Below are 17882 nucleotides of genomic sequence, written 5' to 3'. Positions count from 1 at the left end.
ACCGCTGACCGCTGACCGCTGACCGCTGACCGCTGACCGCTGACCGCTGACCGCTGACCGCTGACCGCTGACCGCTGACCGCTGACCGCTGACCGCTGACCGCTGACCGCTGACCGCTGACCGCTGATAGCTGACCGCTGACCGCTGAATGCTTACGATTATCTGGCTCAACTTAGAATACTCTACCGGAAGAGGAATTTTTCAAAGATGATAGTCCACTGGTTATTAGGATAGAGCAGATATCGGTATAGTATTAAGAGCGACGGATAGCCGGTGAATATTGCTGTTTTAGTTAATGTCTGGTAAAATAACACCCTTCAAGGGCTGTGTGGGAGTGGATTAATGAAACCCCTATTTAAGGATACGCTGGCATGGGAACAAGCTCAACTGCTGATGCAACCTACGTTTATTCGTATAATAGACCAAATTGGGCGACAGTTGGAGCCAACAAACTGGAAAGTCACCTATCAAAACGTTACTACACCCATACCGGGCTATGAGATGTGTTTGGCACATCAAGATACTTCAGTAGCCATTAATTTATGGGATTTGTGTTTCCAAGTCTGTTTTCGTGACTATAAGCCCACCCAGTCTGAATTAGACACTCAGCCAGTAGAAATTGACCCGATGCTGATTGATCAGGCTGGTGAGGTGGATTGGCAGTGTCTAGATGCAAAAGCCAAACAGCTAGTAGAAGAAGTTGTGGCAGGATTGCCACTGGTAGATACCAATGACAAATGACCAATTGCTAGATGCCCAGCGCCTGGCTGGGGCAAAGTTTGAGTCGGTGGCTTCACGGATGATTCCCGTAAGCTTTGGCAATGATGCAGCAGGGATTGAAGCAGCCCGTCAGGGAGTTGCCTTAGTTGATTGTTGCCATTGGGGGTTGATCAAAGTATCTGGTGATGACCGACTACGCTATCTACACAATCAAAGCACCAATGACTTCCAAACACGAAGGCCAGGCCAAGGCTGTGAGACGGTTTTTGTCACATCTACAGCTCGGACTATTGACTTAGCTACTGCCTATATCTTAGCAGATTCAGTGCTATTACTAGTTTCTCCAAATTGCCGCCAGCAGATCATGGAGTGGCTGGATCGTTATATCTTTCCCATGGATCAAGTGGCATTACAGGATGTATCGGATCACCATGCTGTTTTATCCTTGATTGGACCGGTTAGTGATGCCCTCTTAACAGGCTTGGGTGTCGAGATATCAGGAGAAGATGCTAGTCACCAGCAACTGATGCTCGGGGATAATCAAGTCCGCATCGCTGTCGGGAGTTGCTTGGCAATGCCTGGATATACTGTAATTTGCCCTGCCGAGAATGCTGCCCAAGTTTGGCAGACCTTAACCACAGCAGGAGCAATCCCCATAGGCGATCGCGTTTGGGAACAGTTGCGTATCCAACAGGGACGCCCTGCGCCAGGTCATGAACTGACCGAAGATTACAATCCTCTCGAAGCTGGTTTATGGCAAAGCATTTCCTTTAGCAAAGGCTGTTACATTGGTCAAGAAACCATTGCGCGCTTGAATACCTACAAAGGAGTGAAGCAACGACTATGGGGTATCCGCTTAAGTGCTCCTACTGACCTAGGAAGTGTCATTACCGTAGATGGAGAAAAAGTGGGCAAGCTGACCAGCTTGACGGAAACTGACCAGGGAGTGTTTGGTTTAGCTTATATCCGCACTAAGGCTGGTGGTGCAGGGTTAAAAGTTCTCTTAGGGGACGTCGAAGGGGAAATTGTGCCTGTACCTTGCTTGAGTCATGACTATTATGATCCAAGTGCTGAGTAAGTTATCAGCAATCAGCAATCAGCAATCAGCCATCAGCCATCAGCCATCAGCCATCAGCCATCAGCGATCAGCGATCAGCTATTCCCGTAGCGTGGGCGTAGCTTGAGCCATTCCCGTAGCGTGGCCCAAAGGCCAAGACTGAGGGCTGAGGGCGGAGGGCTGAGAGCCTGCGAATGCTTACTGCGATAAAATGTAAGACTAAAGCATTCACACTCCTCCTTTGAGGACATCCAGTTTATGGCCCTGCCAATTGTTGCAGTTATCGGACGCCCGAATGTGGGGAAATCAACCCTAGTCAATCGTTTGGCCGGGGTGACCGATGCTATTGTCCACAACCAACCAGGAGTAACCCGCGATCGCACTTATCGCGCTGCTTTCTGGCAAGACCGAGACTACCTGGTTGTCGATACTGGCGGCTTAGTCTTTGATGACAATACCGAGTTCTTGCCCTTGATTCGAGAACAGGCAATGGCAGCTTTGGCTGAAGCTAGTGCAGCAGTGTTGGTGGTGGATGGTCAAGCCGGACCCACAGCTGGAGATGAAGCGATCGCACAATGGTTACGTATACAAAATACCCCAGTTGTGCTAGCTGTCAATAAATGTGAATCTCCCCAGCAAGGAATTATTCTAGCCTCCCAGTTTTGGGAACTGAATTTAGGAGAACCCTTCCCGGTCTCAGCAATTCATGGCAATGGTACAGGAGAATTACTAGAAAAGCTGGTTACCTACCTGCCGAATGTAGACAATATCCCAGAAATCCCAGAGATTAAAGTCGCTATTGTCGGACGCCCCAATGTGGGAAAGTCGAGCTTATTGAACACCCTCACTGGGGAAAATCGCTCCATCGTCAGTCCAATTTCTGGCACTACTCGTGATGCCATTGATATGGTAGTACAACGGTCAGCAGATCCAGAAAAGGGTACTGAAGCCCAAACCTATCGCTTGATTGACACTGCTGGCATTCGCAAAAAGAAAAACGTTACTTACGGACCAGAATTTTTTGGTATTAATCGTGCCTTCAAAGCCATTCGCCGCTCAGATGTAGTGCTACTGGTGATTGATGCTATAGATGGCGTGACAGAGCAAGACCAAAAACTGGCAGGACGTATTGCGGATGAAGGGCGTGCTGCGGTAATTGTAGTCAATAAGTGGGATGCCATAGAAAAAGATTCCTACACTATCTATGACTACCAAAAACAGGTAAAAGACCGACTGAGTTTTATCGAGTGGGCTGAAATCATATTTGTTAGTGCCATGACAGGCAAGCGAGTCGAAACAATTTTGGATTTAGTTGACACCGCTGCCAATCAACATGGACGTCGTGTCTCTACCTCTGTAATTAATGAAGTCCTACAAGAAGCCGTTAGCTGGTACACTCCTCCCACCAATCGCCAAGGGCGTCAGGGCAAAATCTACTACGGCACCCAGGTAAGAACTAAACCCCCCACTATTGCCCTGTTTGTTAACGACCCCAAACGCTTCAAAGAAAACTACCGTCGCTACATAGAGCGTCAGTTCCGCCAACAATTAGATTTCACCGGTACACCACTACGCTTACTGTGGCGAGGTAAAAAAGTCCGTGATGGAGAAGAAGCTCAAATCAACCTGAATCGAGCTACCCGTGTGTGACAACTAACCCCCTCGACCACTGCCCCACTCAGCACTCAGCACTAACATGGACTTATTGCGATCGCTTCCCATCGGACTGTATTTGGAACAACCAGTAACCTGGATGCATCACCTCGACTCCAGGGTCAAGATGTTTTGGTTGACCAGTTTTCTGATCGCACCCCTGTTGGCAAATCCCTACTCTAGGATCGGGTTATCCTCGTTACTGATTTTAATCACCTTATCTGCTAGGATTCCCTGGCGGGTGTGGCGTCAGCAAATGGGTTGGTTGTTGATGCTGGCATGTTTTGTCTTCCTGATCACTGCGATCGCTCCAGATGGTATGGCCATTGACCATCAAGTCAGACTACCTGAAGAACTCACCCTACCTCAACCTAGTGACTACCGTTATGTGATCTGGAGTGGTAAAGCCTTTACTATGATTAGTGTTACTATTACTCGTCGCTCAATAGATTTAGCGATCCGCATCAGCACAACTCTATTTATCCTAGTTTACAGTTCAAGTCTCTTCCTGCTTACCACAGCACCAGAAGAAATTACCGCAGGTTTAGAAAGCTTAATCAAACCCTTACGGCGTTTGAATGTTCCAGTTACCGAAATTCTGCTGACCTTAACCCTTTCCTTGCGCTTTATCCCCCTAGTGCTCGAAGAAGTACAGAATTTAGGTCGTTCCATACGCACTCGTGCTATCAACTGGAAAAAACTCGGTCTGAGCCGAAGCCTACAAGTTTGGTTAATGGTTGCGGAAAAGCTTCTGGAAAATCTGCTGTTACGGGCTGAGCAAATTGCTAGTGCCATGACTGTCAGAGGCTTTACTAGTCCCAATGAACATCAAGTGGAGTGGCATCAACTGCGCTTACGCTGGTGTGATTGGTTAGCACTGGCAAGTTTACTAGTATTTTGGGGAGTAAGATTAACCTGGGGTTGGAAAATTTGAATCTTTTGTGAAAAACATAGCTATGGTTTAATCTAGGTAACTTAAAGCAATCCCTAGGCTTTAAAACCGGAACAGTCAAAAGATATGTATCTCAGCCATCTCTATGACAAATCAATCACCGTCCGAGCGGACATCACCCCCAACAGCTCCTCAGCCAAGTCGTAAACCAATTCTAGACCTTGATGAATTACTGGCAATTATCGTAGCCTTCGCTACTATTGGTCTAATTCTGTTTTGGGGAACGAGGGGCAACCGGGGAAAATTTAGCTTAAAATCCGTTGATTCTCCCATAGCATCATCTAAGTCAACGGGGGAATCATCAATATTCCCAAGCCTTAAATCAATCACGGGTGGGGGTAAGTCATCATCTGCGCGTTCCTCATGGTCCAAATCAAGAAATCGTTCTTTGTTTAGGGGATATTCACCTGATCCAGCTACCGGTTTAATGCTTGGGTCAGCTCAACAAGATAACTCACCAGAGGACTCAGAAACTAATCAATTCCTGGGGCTATTCTCATCGGGGTACTCATCGACAGGATATCCCGACCGCACCATGGCTAAGGGCAAAGCCCGAGGCGATAGCACTACTGACGGTAGCACAGGTTCTGACAAAGCCGGATCAGATGGCACTACTGACGGTAGCACAGGTCCTGACAAAGCCGAATCCTCATCACAAACTATCCCTATAGATGTTAGCGATTTCCGCTCCATTCAACCAGCAGAGATTCCTAATAATCATTGGGCAAGTCCTTTCATGATACCTCTAGCCCAGGACAAGCTATTAATTAACTTACCTGATCAGAAATTTCAACCGAACAGACCCGTGACAAGGGGAGAGTTGGCTGCTCAAATTCAAAAAGTGTTTCAAGAGCAGAAGAAGCGACAACGAGTAAATTATAAGGATAAACCTACTGATAAATCAGCCTCTAAAGCCATTGATGAAGCTACCGAAACCGGCTTCATGTCAGGATATCCCGGAGAGAAGTTCCGTCCTGAGCAAAAGGTTCCTCGTGTACAGGTTTTGGTTAGCCTGATTAGCGGTCTTGATCTTCAACCTTCATCGAATCCAGCCAAAACCTTACAGATTTACCGAGATAAGAATCAGATTCCTGAGTGGGCGATTGATAAAGTAGCAGCAGCAACAGAAGCGGGTATAGTTGTTAACTACAGTGACAAAACCTTGCTCAGACCCAATGAACCTGCTACTCATGCTGAAATGGTCTCTATGCTTTATCAGGCTTTGGTCAAATCAGATAAGGCTCAAGGGGTTTCTTCTGAGTATATTGTAGTTCCAAAATAGGTAGCTCCAAAATAGAATTATCGGATCACCGATCAGGTAATGATTAGTTCATTTTAATCAACTTTATTGATTAGCCCGGAGTTAAAACTCCGGGCAATATTTTTTATGGGAATAGTAGGATAGCCATTTTCAATTGGGCTACCTTATTGGTTATAGGAAACAGGGAATAGGGAGCTTCCGAGCAGGGAGTAGGAAACAAAGAAAAAAATCCTGTGTACCTCATTACTATGACAAAGCCTTGTCAAGCATGAACCATTACCAAAGTGCTCTGACAGGTATCCCAATTGGGGTTCGAGGAGGAGTTGTCACTGTTGGCTGTACAGGAGTGGAAATGACAGTTCTCCGAATACGGTTCATCCGTTCGATACGCCTCTGTTGGAGAGACTCTAACACCTCGCTAACACTACTGGTAACCCTCCTAGTGTCTGAACTCGCCAAAGCAATTGAACTAACAACATTAACGATACGATTCCCAGCCATCAAGACTTGCTTACCTTCTATCAAATGCCATTGCCTGAGCTTGGAAGTCGGTAGCCAAACAGTTTGGCTCTCACCGTTGTCAAGCTTAACCTTTACCATATTGCCAACGATACTCTTGATAGTACCTTTGTTAAGCTCTTGCCCCCTATCTTGTTTGAGGATCCGGTTTTGGGCTTGTTCACCCATTGGATTAGCCTTAGCGGGAGCCATAGCAAGGGTACACAGCAGCAGTGACAAGGTAGTCCCTGTCCACACATTCAAGTTTTTAATTTTCATCATCAACTTAACTTATATTTATGTTAATCGAAGGATTTAAAATTAACTAATCTACTGTAATATCTACGGAAATAATAGATTTTTTCCGGAATATTTATCAGGAGATTTACTAATTTTTTATAAAAACAACAATTCTAACCTGGGTGTTAAGGTTTTTGGTAATGTGGCTTTTCAAGTCTATTAAAGTGATGTTATAAAGTTGTTATAAATAAAAAATCATTAGGAATGGTGAGAGGTAAATTGCTATCTCGGAGCTTAATGCTACTCTGCTTGAGTATAGTAATTCCAATACTTGATGGGCAACAGCAGGTAGCTGCCTCTGAAAAAACCAGTAGTCCTGACGCTACTACCAAAGAGGTTTTACATCAAAATCAATTGCCTGGAATTGAAGTCCCAAAATTGCCACCCCTTGGAGACCCGGATATATATCTTCCTCTAGAAGAAGACATCCCAGCAGAGGCTACTCAAATTACTCGTTTGGTGATTAAATTGAGTGAACGTCGTGTTTATGTCTATCAAGCGGCTCAAGTCCTAAACAGTTACCCAATTGCCATTGGTAAAGCGGGTTGGGAAACACCAACAGGCAATTTTGAAGTGATCCAAAAGCTTCAGGATCCAGCTTGGGAGCATCCCTGGACAGGTGAAGTAATTCCTCCAGGGCCGAATAATCCCCTTGGCGATCGCTGGATTGGTTTTTGGACTAATGGGAAGAATTATATTGGATTTCATGGAACAACTGCTGAGGAACTCGTCGGACAAGCTGTTTCTCACGGTTGCATCCGAATGCTCAATAAAGATGTCCGAGATTTATTTGAAAAGGTGGCTATAGGAACACCGGTAATCGTACAGCCTTGACATCCTCTCCGGGAATAGGTTAAACCCGAGACCTAGAGACTTGAGCCCTTAGCTCTTCATAATTATAAGATTATAACAGCTGAAAACCCCGTCACAAAGCGAGCGGGGATGAAAGCTTATAGCGGCTTGACGCGCCTTCTAGGAGTGGGAGAATTTCATCTTGTATCACTACAGAAAGTGTAAGCTGATGCGTATTTAAATTGGTTTTTCCCAGATCCGCTGTTCCCAGATCCGCTGTTCCCTTTGAGAGATTTAGGTATCCCAATCTAAATGCTGAACAGCTTAACAATGCCACTTGTCGTTTTGTTCTAAGTCTGCTAGCATAATAATATAGCAGAAGAGGTCGAGTTCTGATGATCATACTTGAGTTTAAGGCATACGGAAAAAAAGGACAGTATCAATCCATTGATGAGGCGATTAGGACTGTCAAGTTTGTGCGAAATAGCTGTCTTCGTCTGTGGATGGACAATCAAGGTCTAAATAAATATGATTTAAACAAATATTGTAAGACCTTGGCCAAGAATTTTTCATTTGCCAATGAACTGAACTCGACTGCTCGTCAAGCTGCGGCTGAAAGGGCATGGTCATCGATTGCTCGTTTCTTTGATAACTGCAAGAAAAAGGTACCTGGCAAAAAAGGCTTTCCCAAATTCCAAAAGCATTGCCGTTCTGTTGAATATAAGCAATCTGGTTGGAAAATATCTCCAGACAAAAAGTCTATTACATTCACCGACAAAAAAGGGATAGGAAGGCTTAGATTAAAGGGTACATGGGACTTGTGGCGTTTTGAAAAAAAACAGATCAAGCGGGTTCGGATAGTAAAAAGAGCTGACGGCTATTATGTTCAGTTTTGTGTTTCCGTTGATTGTACGGAAACTTTAAGACCTACTGGCAATACTGTTGGCTTGGACGTGGGGCTAAAAGAGTTCTATACCGACTCTAATAGCTATGCCGAACCTAATCCTCGATTCTACAGAAAAGGGGAGAAAAACCTTAAATATAATCAACGTCGAGTATCTCGCAAAAAGAAAGGCTCAGCTAACCGTAAGAAAGCAATTAATAGACTAGGTAGGGCACACCTCAAAATAAGTAGGCAACGTCAAGAACACGCCAAGAGACTGGCGCGTTGCGTAGTCCAATCTAACGATTTGGTCGCTTACGTTCGCGCAGCGTGCCGTAAGGCAAGATTTGAGAGTCAGGAATTTGGTTAAAAATCACTGTCTAGCCAAGTCTATTAATGATGCAGGTTGGTATCAATTCAGAAAATGGCTAGAACATTTTGGTCAGAAGTTTGGCAGGGTGACTGTAGCAGTAAATCCTGCCTATACTAGCCAGAATTGCTCTCAATGTGGCGAGGTAGTGAAAAAGTCTCTATCAACTAGGACTCATGCCTGCAAATGTGGTTGTCAATTAGACCGCGACCACAACGCTGCAATCAATATTCTTGAAAGAGCCTTAGGTACGGTGGGGCACACCGGAACCTGGATCATTGATCCGAACTCTTCCGGAGATCTGTCCTCTACTTTTCCTGACTCCGGTTTGGTTGAGCAAGATGGGTCGTTGAACGAAGAATCCCCGCGTATGCGCGACCGGGGAGTGTCAATAATTTTAAGATAGCGATGAGTTAAATAGATCCCACGCTTAGCGCACTCCCAATTGATTTGCGATCAACTAACCAATGGTGAAATTATTGCCCCTATACCTCGACTTGTGGTCTGTTGCTCCACTTCCGGTCTTGGAGAGTTTCACAACTCAAATCCGATTGTTATAGTTATGATGGTGTAGGTTAAACTAACCGAAAACTATCTAGAGAAACTATCTAGAGAAAATATTAAGGTCAGCACCCCCCTGTTGCCTAGACGGGGCTTCAAGCCTCCGAGGCTAGGTAGCAGGGTGAAAACCGCACTTGACGTTCGTTTTTCCGACCCGGCCCCCCATAAACGGGGTTTCCAAACTTCAAACTTGTTTTTTTATGAGTAAATCAATAATTGAGTTAGTTGATGAACTGTCAACAGATAGCCTAACCGTAAAAATACTGAACGCACTGGATTTTGTGATCCCAGGGGAGTGGGAAAACCTCGTGGGGTTTAACCACACCATTCGCAAGCTAACTGGGGAAGAGGATTACGAGGTGATTACGAAAATTCGCGATCGCGCCCTCGCCATCTACGAAGACCCCAATGAGGGATACCAAAAAGCCGTTGGAATTTATCAAAAGTTTGACAGAACTGACAAAGCGATCGCAGCAGCCGCTTTAGCTGACAAAGTCGGGGATACCTTTAGGTGGATCCCGTTTTTAGAGAAACTGACTCCTAAAGCTGACAAGCTTCAAGGGGTTGACTTGGGTCTGAAATTAGTGGGGGAATTACTTGCCCATAGCAAAATTCACAAGGTTGGCTTGAATCCCTTTGAGTTTGCCAGTTCTATCCGGGAAAACTATGATCAAGCTGCTCTGATGCGGATGGTAGCTTTAGTTTGCATTGATGGGGTAATTCCTCTTGGTGCAGACTTTGTGTCTAAAGTAGGAAATACCCTTGAAGAAGGAGATCAATCAGCCTTTGCCAACAATGATGAGTTTGAAGCCATCAGTGACTCAATCCCAGATGGCGATAAACAGGGATTCATTACTCAAACCTTTGATGCAGTTGGTGGCTGGATGGATAATTTAGTGTCCTCGGTTGGATTAAGCCGTGATTCACTGTCCGATAGTTTGGGGGGCTTTGTAGAAATTGCCGATGACAAGTTAGACTATGTGGCGGCATTTCTAGACGCTAGCACTAACTACTATGAGCATACTGGCATTCAAACCGTTGCGCGTCATTTAATTCTTCGTGCTGCTGAAGAAATTGACTAGGGTAGTGGTAACTGCTCACCCTAAATGATCAGTGATTAGTATAGACGTTCCATGGAACGTCTATACTCAAAAAGGTGCAAAATGTTCAATAGAATAGTACTAGAATAATATCTACTAGAATAATAGTTAATAATACTTGAAGAAAATTTTAATTCCATCCAGTTGAGTACTGACCTTGACAATGCTGCAATACAAAGTTTCTAAGCTAACTGAATCCCCTAACTTTGTATTAGTTGCTGCTGGATTAATTATTGCTTTAGCTGTAACAGGCTGTGAACAATGGGATTCATCTGACCGGATAAGTAGACCAACACCAGACAATTTTCCTAGTCGTACCTTACCGAGACCGAACCCTAGGCAGTCGCCACCAGCGATCAAGCAAATTTTGTACGTGGATTCTCAACAGGGTACAGACACGGAAAACGCTGGTCTAACCACTGCTAATCCCTTCAAAACCATTACCTATGCCTTAAAGCAAGCTCGTCCCTTAGCTACTATCCAGCTAGCGCCAGGTCAGTACACCGTTGAACAGGGAGAAACCTTTCCCCTTAAACTCAAACCTGGCATGATTCTCCAGGGAAACAAGTCCCCTAGAGGTGAAGGAGTAGTTATAATTGGTGGCGGTCTTTACCTCAGTCGCACGTGGGCAGGTCAGAATGTAACGATATTGGCAGCTCAAGATGCTCAGATTCTGGGACTAACTATTACTAATCCTAATACCAGAGGGAGTGGTGTGTGGGTAGAATCCACCAATCCCATCATTCGCAACAATACCTTTATCAATAGCCATCGGGAAGGAGTGTTTGTTAGTGGTAAAGGAAACCCTCTGATTGAAAATAATCGTTTTGCCAATAACCAAGGAAACGGTATATCTGTAACTCGGGAAGCAACAGGAGAAATCCGGGGCAATATTATTGAGCAAACCGGTCATGGTTTGGCGATAGGGGGCAACAGTTCACCCTTGGTAGTAAATAATCAGATTCGTGACAACATTGACGGGGTGGTGATTGAAGGGTCTGCACGTCCTGTGCTGCGCGAGAACAAAATTATCAACAATAGTCGGGATGGCTTGGTAGCGATTAGCCAATCTCAGCCAGATTTAGGCACTGCTAGTACTCCTGGAAATAACCTTTTTGAAGGCAATGAACGTTATGACATTTACAATGTTACTGGCAAAAAGCTATTAGTAATTGGTAATCAGCTCAAGGGGGATGGAGTTGCCGCACTGCTAGAAGCTGAACCAAGTTATCCTGAATTTCCTGAGGTGCGCTTTCCGTTGGCGAATTAAATTCGCCACGGGTCGCACCTGTAGACTTTGACGTTAATTAGTTTGGCTCAGTATGCTCCCTAAGCAATGCCGATTAGATTAGGATTGTTTTCATACTTTATTCACAATTGACATTTACAATGGTGTATGTTTTCCTGAGAGAAGTTTATAGTTAAAACAACTGAAAATGGGTCAATCAATTATTGAATTAGTTGACGAACTTCCAACGGATAATATAACCGTAAAAATCCTGAATGTACTGGATTTTGTTGTTCCGGGGGAATGGGAAAATCTCGTCGGTTTTGACAATACAATTAGCTCAGTTACAGGGGAAACAGATCCAGATGTGATTGAGTCAATTCGCGTACGCACCCTTGAGCTGTACGAAGACCCTGATCAGGGATACCAAACAGCTATCTGGATTTACCAAACTCTTGACAAGACTGACACAGCGATCGCAGCAGCGGCTTTAGCTGACAAAGTTGGGGATACCTTCAGCTGGATTCCATTCTTAGACAGACTGACTCCCAAAGCTGACACCGTTCAATCTGTTGACTTGAGCATAAAACTAGTCGGAGAACTGATCGCTCATAGCAAGATTCACGGCCTTGGTTTTAATCCGGTAGATTTTGCTGCTTCTGTGGCAGAAAACTATCATAAGGAAGCTCTGATGCGGATGGTAGCCTTAGTTTGCATCGATGGTCTAATTCCTCTCGGTGCTGACTTCATGTCTAAAGTACGAAATAGTCTGGATGAAGGAGGGGAGTCCGCTCTAGGAGACAATCCTGCCTTTGCAGCTATCAGTGACTCAATTCCTGAATCCGATAAACAGGGATTTATCAGTAACACGTTTGATGCAGTTGGTGACTGGATGGATAATTTAATTTCCTCTACTGGGTTAAGCCCTGAGTCACTGTTTGACCGTCTGGGTGGCTTTATAGAAGTTGCTGATGACAAGTTAGACTATGTAGCGGCATTTCTAGACGCTAGCACCAATTGTTATGAGCATACTGGGATTCAAACTGTTGCTCGTCATCTGATTCAGCAGGCAGCTAAAGAGATTTGAGATTAAGTCTGGTTAATCACTTATCAAATAGTCCCTAAATTTTGGTGATTGGCATGAGGTAATGGGGAATCAGTAATATGACCACGATTCCCCATTGCACTAGTATCCATGATCCAGGAAATATAAAGATTATTTTTGAATTTATTTGTGCCTATTTTTGTGGCGTATAATGTTTGTTTTTTTTACGGGTTAAATTCAAACGTTTAATCATTCTATCGACTGTGGAACGACCAATTAAAACTCCCGTTTCTTCGGCTAACCAAATCCGGAGTTCATCTAACGTAGCATCCTGGTTTTTGATGACAAGATCTCGGAGAATATTTAATTGCTCTGGGGTAAGTTTTATCGAAGTTTGTTTAGTTCTAACTTTGGGAGCAATATTTCCGGTTTCTCGATACTGTTTGAGTAATTTTTGAACAAAGCTTAAGGCAACATTAAACTGTTGAGCAAGCTTACGTTGAGAGATATTGCCTTGATTATAAGCATCAATAATTTTTTGTCTAAGGTCAACAGAGTAGGCTTTCATGGTTTTTTAGGAGAATTATCTGAGCTATCCTCATTGTACCTGATTAGCTTGGTAAACGCTAGATTTTTTTATGCCAAAACATTGGAGCCTGGTAAGCATATGCGCTACTTGAGATGCTATTTGAGGTGCCGTCAGCTGTCAGCTGTCAGTTTATTTTATTCAAAAGCTGTTCGGTGTAGCATGCACTACGGGGATAAACTATTCCCATAGCTTGGCCACAGCCTTTGGCTGATACCTGATAGCAGATCAAGTAGCAGATCAAGTAGCGCACACTACTTGATCTGCTTATGGGCTATGGGTAAGCTACACTATGCTGACGGCTGAAGCTGACGGCTGAATACTGACGGCTGAATGCTAACGGCTGAATGCTGACGTTGTAAAGTAATCTAAAAATAGTTAGATGCTCAAAGAGCAGACACTAGCAGCTGGGTGATTCAAAGCAGGTTTATGATGCAATATCGAAGATTTGGGCGTACAGAATTACAGATGCCAGTCTTTTCCTGTGGTGGTATGCGATACCAGTTCAAGTGGCAGGATGTTCCCAAGGAGCAAATTCCCCAAGATCATCAACAGAATTTGGAAGCAACAATCCGCCGTTCTCTAGAGCTTGGCATTCATCACATAGAAACTGCTCGTGGCTACGGTACTTCTGAAATGCAATTAGGAGAGATTTTGCCAAAATTTCCCCGAGAACAACTGATTGTTCAGACTAAAGTTAATCCTAAGCCTGACCCCAAAGAATTTCGTCGTAAGTTTAATCAATCCCTAGCTTTATTACAACTTGACTATGTTGACCTACTGGGAATCCATGGGATTAATACCCCTGAGTTGCTAGATGATACTATCCGTCCTGGTGGTTATTTAGATGTAGCGCGACAGCTTAAAGCAGAGGGGAAGGTACGGTTTATTGGATTCTCGACTCATGGTCCTACAGATGTGATTGTTAAAACCATTGAAACGGACCAGTTTGACTACGTTAACTTGCACTGGTATTACATTAATCAGTTAAATTGGCCTGCCATTGAAGCCGCTACTCGTCACGATATGGGGGTGTTCATCATTAGCCCTTCCGATAAAGGGGGTATGCTCTATAAACCACCACAACGGTTAGTGGAACTTTGTGCTCCCCTTAGCCCAATGGTGTTTAATGATTTGTTTTGTTTGAGCCATCCCCAGGTGCATACGTTGAGTCTAGGGGCATCTCGACCATCAGATTTTGATGAACACCTTAAAGCTGTAGAACTTCTGGAGCGCTCAGAGGAAATATTACCGCCGATTTTAGAGCGTTTGGAGTCAGAAGCGATCGCAAAATTGGGAGAAGACTGGTTCCGAAGTTGGCACATTGGTTTACCCACCCATTCAGAAACTCCAGGGGGTATAAATATTCCAGTGATTTTGTGGTTGAGGAATTTAGCGATCGCTTACGATCTCGTAGAGTATGCGAAAATGCGCTACAACCTCTTAACTAATGGGGGTCACTGGTTTCCTGGTGCCCCAGCCAATCGGCTCAGAGAATTAGACCTGAGCCAATGTTTGCGTAACAGTCCTCATGCTGATCAAATACCAGCTTTTCTGGAAGATGCCCATAACTTATTAGGGGGTGAACCAGTCAAACGCCTCTCCCAACAATCATGAATAGGTTTGAAGCATATTGTTAATTGTTTGACACTCCCCGCCCTGGAAGGACGGGGATTCTTGTTTCAACGAGGTGACTTGTTATCCCTTGCCGGAGCCAGGAAAAATAGAGGTCTCCTCTCCCCAAGCGTAGTTGGTCTTTGACCTAGGTTTCGGTGTGCCGGAGACGAAACCTTAGAAGAGTGGAGCCTTAATAAAAAAGTTTTAACCAAAGGTGCGCTTTCCGTCGGCGAATTAAATTCGCCACGGGTCGCACCTCTTTTATGCATAGCCGACTAACCATAAAGGCGACCCTCTGAATACGGTAACTTCTAACCCCACCGTACCTTTTTTTTATATAGATAGATACTTTTTTTGATCTAATTTTTTCCTAGACGTTCAAGTCGTTAGACCCAATGGAGCAATATGTACGCTCTACATATTTTTTACGTTGCCTACTTATGATTAGATAGTATCTCTCTACTTTTAAAGTTTATTGTTTATGCTTTCATTATAGCACATCTCTTACAAACTTTCATTGAAAGCCGTCGAAGGAAGGACGGGGCTTTAAACCCAAAATTTTCGGTAACCATTAAGCTATCAGCTAATGCGCTACGCGCACGCTTGGCCTGTGGCCACGCTGCTTGAGGTGCGAACAGCTATCAGCTAATGCGCTACAGATGGTGCTACTTTCGGTGCTTATGGGCGATGGGCACGCTACTGTTCGCGCAGCGTGCCCATAGCGCAATCGGTGTTTTTGAATAAAATAAGCTGACTGCTGACCGCTGACGGCTGAATGCTTACTTAAGTGTTAAGTGTTAAGTGTTAAGTGTTAATTGGCTATCAACCTAGAAAGATCCAGAAAGATAAGTATTCAACCTGACACGACTGTCCACTAACCCTAATTTTTTTGTGTAGATTTTTTAAGAACTTTCGGAATTTCTGTGATCACTCGTGAAGCAATCTGTGGTGGAGTCTCCCCAAAATCTTCACAGATGTGAAGGTCAGCTAATTCATAAAGACTCCGTCTTTGGTCAAGAATTTTCTGCAATTCTAAAGCAGGATCAGGTTTCTGTAGTAAGGGGCGAGTGGTATCCTCTTGCAAGCGTTCGATTAACATTGCCACAGGGACATCCAACCAGACCACCAGACCATAATGCAGATAACTCCAATTTTGGGGTTTAAGCACAATACCACCTCCTGTAGCAACGATCAATTGCTGATAAGCCGATAGTTGCGATAGTACCTGAGTCTCCAGTTGTCGAAAGGTTTCTTCTCCGTCCTCAGCAAATATCTCGTTAATCGTTTTACCTGCAATTTGCTCAATCAGGGCATCTGTATCACAAAAACCATAACCTAGCTCACTAGCTAGTAAACCTCCAACAGTAGTTTTGCCAGCGCCCATCATGCCAATCAGAAAAACATTGATGCCCTTCAACAAGTCATTCACGCATGCCCTCCCCGGTCTAATCAGTGATTACCCTTAGTTCACACTTAATCAACGGTACCACTCTAGGATTCCCACTGGGAGACAGCCTTTCACATTTATGTTATTATTCACAATAGCTTCATCTAAACTTCATCCCAACAAACCCGATGTAGCGTGGTTTTGGGGAGCCAGTGAGGCCACAGGGGGTGCCCACTGGGCTTACTAAGGTGCTCCCGCAAGCCTTAACACACAGGAACCTTGACCATGAGGGACTGGCGTGGTTTTCCCCATCTGGGACTGGATCTAGACAAAGGCAGCGTGGAAACCGTCATCATTTATGTGGCTATGTGGCGGAGGAAGCAAGACAAGGCGGTTTTAACCGCCGTCATTATAAAAGTAGCCAGAAGCTTAGGGTTAGGCTTAAGCCGACTAGGTAAGCGGTGTTTAAGCACCGTTTGCCTGGTGTACCTTTAGACTGAATACAAGTCCAAACTTGGCACGAGGGTAAAATAATCCCCGGTTCTCTAGACCAGGGAAACTCAAATATGTGTAACGCACAGTTTCTAATCCCTGGCATTTAACTACCTGATGAAGCAGCTGATTTCGGTGTCTCACAAAACTATCCCACTAGTGAAACAGATAGTTAAACCGATCTACTGGTTTTCACTAGTGGTCACTCCATCTAAAGTAGGGGTAACAAAGTAAATGTTGCTAATTCGTGACATTGTCAAACAAGCTCTCACCACCGGTTATCTTACCATAGAAGCCGAGGATAAATTACGCAGGATGCTCCATCAAAAACATAAAAAGTACGATTTGGCGGATCTCGATGCCTTTATGGCCTTACAGGAAGCTGCCATGACTGGTCGCGTGAGGCAACAATCTCGCGAACAAATGAATCATTAGCCAAATGGATAATTGACTAACTATCTAACAATAGCAGCCAAGGAGTGACCTTTCACTACCTTGGCTGCTATTGTTTGACTAGTAATAAACAAAGTCAACAGTGAGTTAGGATTGCTATATAACGTAATTAAACATTATTGACACACAAATATTGACACAAAAAGGGTTATTCAAAGTCTTCATCATCCTCAAACCCCCAGTCCTCTTCATCCTCTTCAGGCTGCTTAGCTACCGTCTTGTAAGGTGGATTAATTACTCGAAACTTGGCATCGTAAACTGTTTCGGATTTACCAACACCTGAATTTCCAGGTTTCCGATAACTATAGGAATACACAGAGTCGCTTTGATCACTACTTTCGAGTTCTTTGCTCAGGTCATAGCTAGTGGGATCCGCAATAGTTGTGTGTGAGGTCGAATCTTGCTTAACCCCTTGGCGACCTGATGAAACTCGATCTGAATCCTGATCTTTGTCAAAGTCCCAGTCTTTACTACTACTTTCTTCCCAATCCGAGACCGGATCATCTTTTGAGGTTTCTTTCGAGGCTGGACGCTCACGAGTTTTATGCTGCCTCGTCTGGGTTTGATTACTTTCGCGACGGCTATATTCAGAAAATAATGGCTCGTTGTCCGGTGGTTCAGAATTTCGACGAGAGTAACGCCAAGCCAGGTAATTGGGGAGTCGTAGGCTGATGCTGGTTAGAACTCCAGCTCCAACGGCACCAACAATCCACAAGGCTAGAGGTAGAGGTGGTGTCTTCATGCCTAGAAAGACCAACGGTAGCACTGGCAACCAATTATCGACAACAAACAGTGCCAATCCACCTATTACCAAACATAAGAATATAATAATCCTAAACATAAACCAAGGGCTTGAAGGTTACAGGTTAAAGGTTGCTTGAGGGGTGATGAAGATTGATCAGCATATGTCCGGCTCAAGGCAGAAAC

General features: G+C 44.4%; 17 protein-coding genes and 3 pseudogenes. 14 read left to right on the top strand and 6 right to left on the bottom strand.

Features of this window, described 5'->3' with window-relative positions:
- Both F6K64_RS38490 and F6K64_RS38485 read right to left on the bottom strand, forming a co-directional pair.
- Positions 1-91, bottom strand: a pseudogene (locus tag F6K64_RS38490) (hypothetical protein); the annotation flags it as partial.
- Positions 61-171, bottom strand: a pseudogene (locus F6K64_RS38485) (hypothetical protein); the annotation flags it as partial. The pseudogenes F6K64_RS38485 and F6K64_RS38490, both read right to left, overlap by 31 nt.
- Positions 172-342: 171 nt before the next feature.
- Between F6K64_RS38485 and F6K64_RS29280 the strand changes: the two are divergent.
- The 6 genes from F6K64_RS29280 (at position 343) to F6K64_RS29255 (ending at position 5664) form a co-directional block, all read left to right on the top strand.
- Positions 343-741 carry a hypothetical protein gene (locus tag F6K64_RS29280; RefSeq protein WP_008190663.1) on the top strand — a complete coding sequence of 133 codons (399 nt, stop codon included), beginning with the start codon at positions 343-345 and terminating at the stop codon, positions 739-741.
- Positions 731-1798: a CAF17-like 4Fe-4S cluster assembly/insertion protein YgfZ gene (gene ygfZ, locus F6K64_RS29275; RefSeq protein WP_008190662.1), complete on the top strand. Its 1068-nt coding sequence runs from the start codon at positions 731-733 to the stop codon at positions 1796-1798. Before F6K64_RS29280 ends, ygfZ begins: the two co-directional genes overlap by 11 nt.
- Positions 1770-1904 carry a hypothetical protein gene (locus F6K64_RS29270; RefSeq protein WP_287252366.1) on the top strand — a complete coding sequence of 45 codons (135 nt, stop codon included), beginning with the start codon at positions 1770-1772 and terminating at the stop codon, positions 1902-1904. Before ygfZ ends, F6K64_RS29270 begins: the two co-directional genes overlap by 29 nt.
- 131 nt (positions 1905-2035) lie before the next feature.
- Complete coding sequence (der, locus tag F6K64_RS29265; protein ID WP_008190660.1) at positions 2036-3427, top strand: ribosome biogenesis GTPase Der; 1392 nt, start codon at positions 2036-2038, stop codon at positions 3425-3427.
- Between the two features lie 46 nt (positions 3428-3473).
- Complete coding sequence (locus tag F6K64_RS29260; protein WP_008190658.1) at positions 3474-4364, top strand: energy-coupling factor transporter transmembrane component T family protein; 891 nt, start codon at positions 3474-3476, stop codon at positions 4362-4364.
- Positions 4365-4467: 103 nt separating this feature from the next.
- Positions 4468-5664, top strand: a complete 1197-nt coding sequence (locus tag F6K64_RS29255) for an S-layer homology domain-containing protein (protein WP_287267192.1) — start codon at positions 4468-4470, stop codon at positions 5662-5664.
- Positions 5665-5919: 255 nt separating this feature from the next.
- Here F6K64_RS29255 and F6K64_RS29250 read toward each other — a convergent pair whose 3' ends face one another.
- A complete protein-coding gene (locus F6K64_RS29250) occupies positions 5920-6423 on the bottom strand; it encodes a hypothetical protein (protein ID WP_131827103.1) in 504 nt (167 codons plus the stop codon).
- Between the two features lie 222 nt (positions 6424-6645).
- Here F6K64_RS29250 and F6K64_RS29245 point away from each other — a divergent pair, with 222 nt between their 5' ends.
- The 5 genes and pseudogenes from F6K64_RS29245 to F6K64_RS29225 all read left to right on the top strand — a co-directional run bounded on the left by F6K64_RS29245 (position 6646) and on the right by F6K64_RS29225 (position 12462).
- Complete coding sequence (locus F6K64_RS29245; RefSeq protein WP_008190650.1) at positions 6646-7275, top strand: L,D-transpeptidase; 630 nt, start codon at positions 6646-6648, stop codon at positions 7273-7275.
- A 353-nt stretch (positions 7276-7628) separates the two neighbouring features.
- Positions 7629-8892: pseudogene (locus tag F6K64_RS29240) on the top strand (RNA-guided endonuclease InsQ/TnpB family protein).
- A gap of 355 nt (positions 8893-9247) precedes the next feature.
- On the top strand, positions 9248-10129 hold the full coding sequence (locus F6K64_RS29235) for a hypothetical protein (protein WP_008190642.1): 882 nt from the start codon (positions 9248-9250) through the stop codon (positions 10127-10129).
- 181 nt (positions 10130-10310) lie between these two features.
- Positions 10311-11417, top strand: coding sequence for a DUF1565 domain-containing protein (locus F6K64_RS29230; RefSeq protein WP_287267190.1), 1107 nt, complete (start codon positions 10311-10313; stop codon positions 11415-11417).
- A gap of 166 nt (positions 11418-11583) precedes the next feature.
- Positions 11584-12462, top strand: coding sequence for a hypothetical protein (locus F6K64_RS29225; RefSeq protein WP_287267187.1), 879 nt, complete (start codon positions 11584-11586; stop codon positions 12460-12462).
- Between the two features lie 151 nt (positions 12463-12613).
- Here F6K64_RS29225 and F6K64_RS29220 read toward each other — a convergent pair whose 3' ends face one another.
- Entirely contained in the window at positions 12614-12988 is a 375-nt protein-coding gene (locus F6K64_RS29220; protein WP_287267185.1) for a helix-turn-helix domain-containing protein, read from the bottom strand.
- 450 nt (positions 12989-13438) lie between these two features.
- Between F6K64_RS29220 and F6K64_RS29215 the strand changes: the two genes are divergently transcribed.
- Positions 13439-14623 carry an aldo/keto reductase gene (locus tag F6K64_RS29215; RefSeq protein WP_008190635.1) on the top strand — a complete coding sequence of 395 codons (1185 nt, stop codon included), beginning with the start codon at positions 13439-13441 and terminating at the stop codon, positions 14621-14623.
- Positions 14624-15503: 880 nt separating this feature from the next.
- Here F6K64_RS29215 and F6K64_RS29210 read toward each other — a convergent pair.
- Positions 15504-16052: a shikimate kinase gene (locus tag F6K64_RS29210; protein ID WP_008190629.1), complete on the bottom strand. Its 549-nt coding sequence runs from the start codon at positions 16050-16052 to the stop codon at positions 15504-15506.
- Between the two features lie 243 nt (positions 16053-16295).
- On the opposite strand from F6K64_RS29210, the gene F6K64_RS29205 reads away from it, so the two are divergent.
- Both F6K64_RS29205 and F6K64_RS29200 read left to right on the top strand, forming a co-directional pair.
- On the top strand, positions 16296-16505 hold the full coding sequence (locus F6K64_RS29205; protein WP_008190626.1) for a hypothetical protein: 210 nt from the start codon (positions 16296-16298) through the stop codon (positions 16503-16505).
- A gap of 231 nt (positions 16506-16736) precedes the next feature.
- Positions 16737-16937: a hypothetical protein gene (locus F6K64_RS29200; RefSeq protein ID WP_008190624.1), complete on the top strand. Its 201-nt coding sequence runs from the start codon at positions 16737-16739 to the stop codon at positions 16935-16937.
- A 166-nt stretch (positions 16938-17103) separates the two neighbouring features.
- Here the strand turns inward: F6K64_RS29200 and F6K64_RS29195 are convergent, their stop codons facing one another.
- Positions 17104-17754 (bottom strand): hypothetical protein, encoded by a 651-nt coding sequence (locus tag F6K64_RS29195; protein WP_081431888.1) that lies wholly within the window; start codon positions 17752-17754, stop codon positions 17104-17106.
- Between the last annotated feature and the right edge of the window lie 128 nt (positions 17755-17882).

Source organism: Moorena sp. SIO3A2, assembly GCF_010672265.1.
Lineage (GTDB): Bacteria > Cyanobacteriota > Cyanobacteriia > Cyanobacteriales > Coleofasciculaceae > Moorena > Moorena producens.
Note: the sequence above shows the minus strand (reverse complement) of the source record. Positions and strands in the feature narration are given on the sequence as shown.

Bases quoted from the DNA above. Each gene is read 5' to 3' on its own strand.
- F6K64_RS29270 (WP_287252366.1), top strand. From the start codon at position 1,770: ATGACTATTATGATCCAAGTGCTGAGTAAGTTATCAGCAATCAGCAAT.
- F6K64_RS29215 (WP_008190635.1), top strand. From the start codon at position 13,439: ATGCAATATCGAAGATTTGGGCGTACAGAATTACAGATGCCAGTCTTT.
- F6K64_RS29205 (WP_008190626.1), top strand. From the start codon at position 16,296: ATGAGGGACTGGCGTGGTTTTCCCCATCTGGGACTGGATCTAGACAAA.
- F6K64_RS29245 (WP_008190650.1), top strand. From the start codon at position 6,646: ATGGTGAGAGGTAAATTGCTATCTCGGAGCTTAATGCTACTCTGCTTG.
- F6K64_RS29235 (WP_008190642.1), top strand. From the start codon at position 9,248: ATGAGTAAATCAATAATTGAGTTAGTTGATGAACTGTCAACAGATAGC.
- der (WP_008190660.1), top strand. From the start codon at position 2,036: ATGGCCCTGCCAATTGTTGCAGTTATCGGACGCCCGAATGTGGGGAAA.
- F6K64_RS29230 (WP_287267190.1), top strand. From the start codon at position 10,311: ATGCTGCAATACAAAGTTTCTAAGCTAACTGAATCCCCTAACTTTGTA.
- F6K64_RS29225 (WP_287267187.1), top strand. From the start codon at position 11,584: ATGGGTCAATCAATTATTGAATTAGTTGACGAACTTCCAACGGATAAT.
- F6K64_RS29280 (WP_008190663.1), top strand. From the start codon at position 343: ATGAAACCCCTATTTAAGGATACGCTGGCATGGGAACAAGCTCAACTG.
- F6K64_RS29250 (WP_131827103.1), bottom strand. From the start codon at position 6,423: ATGATGAAAATTAAAAACTTGAATGTGTGGACAGGGACTACCTTGTCA.
- F6K64_RS29220 (WP_287267185.1), bottom strand. From the start codon at position 12,988: ATGAAAGCCTACTCTGTTGACCTTAGACAAAAAATTATTGATGCTTAT.
- ygfZ (WP_008190662.1), top strand. From the start codon at position 731: ATGACAAATGACCAATTGCTAGATGCCCAGCGCCTGGCTGGGGCAAAG.
- F6K64_RS29260 (WP_008190658.1), top strand. From the start codon at position 3,474: ATGGACTTATTGCGATCGCTTCCCATCGGACTGTATTTGGAACAACCA.
- F6K64_RS29255 (WP_287267192.1), top strand. From the start codon at position 4,468: ATGACAAATCAATCACCGTCCGAGCGGACATCACCCCCAACAGCTCCT.
- F6K64_RS29200 (WP_008190624.1), top strand. From the start codon at position 16,737: ATGTTGCTAATTCGTGACATTGTCAAACAAGCTCTCACCACCGGTTAT.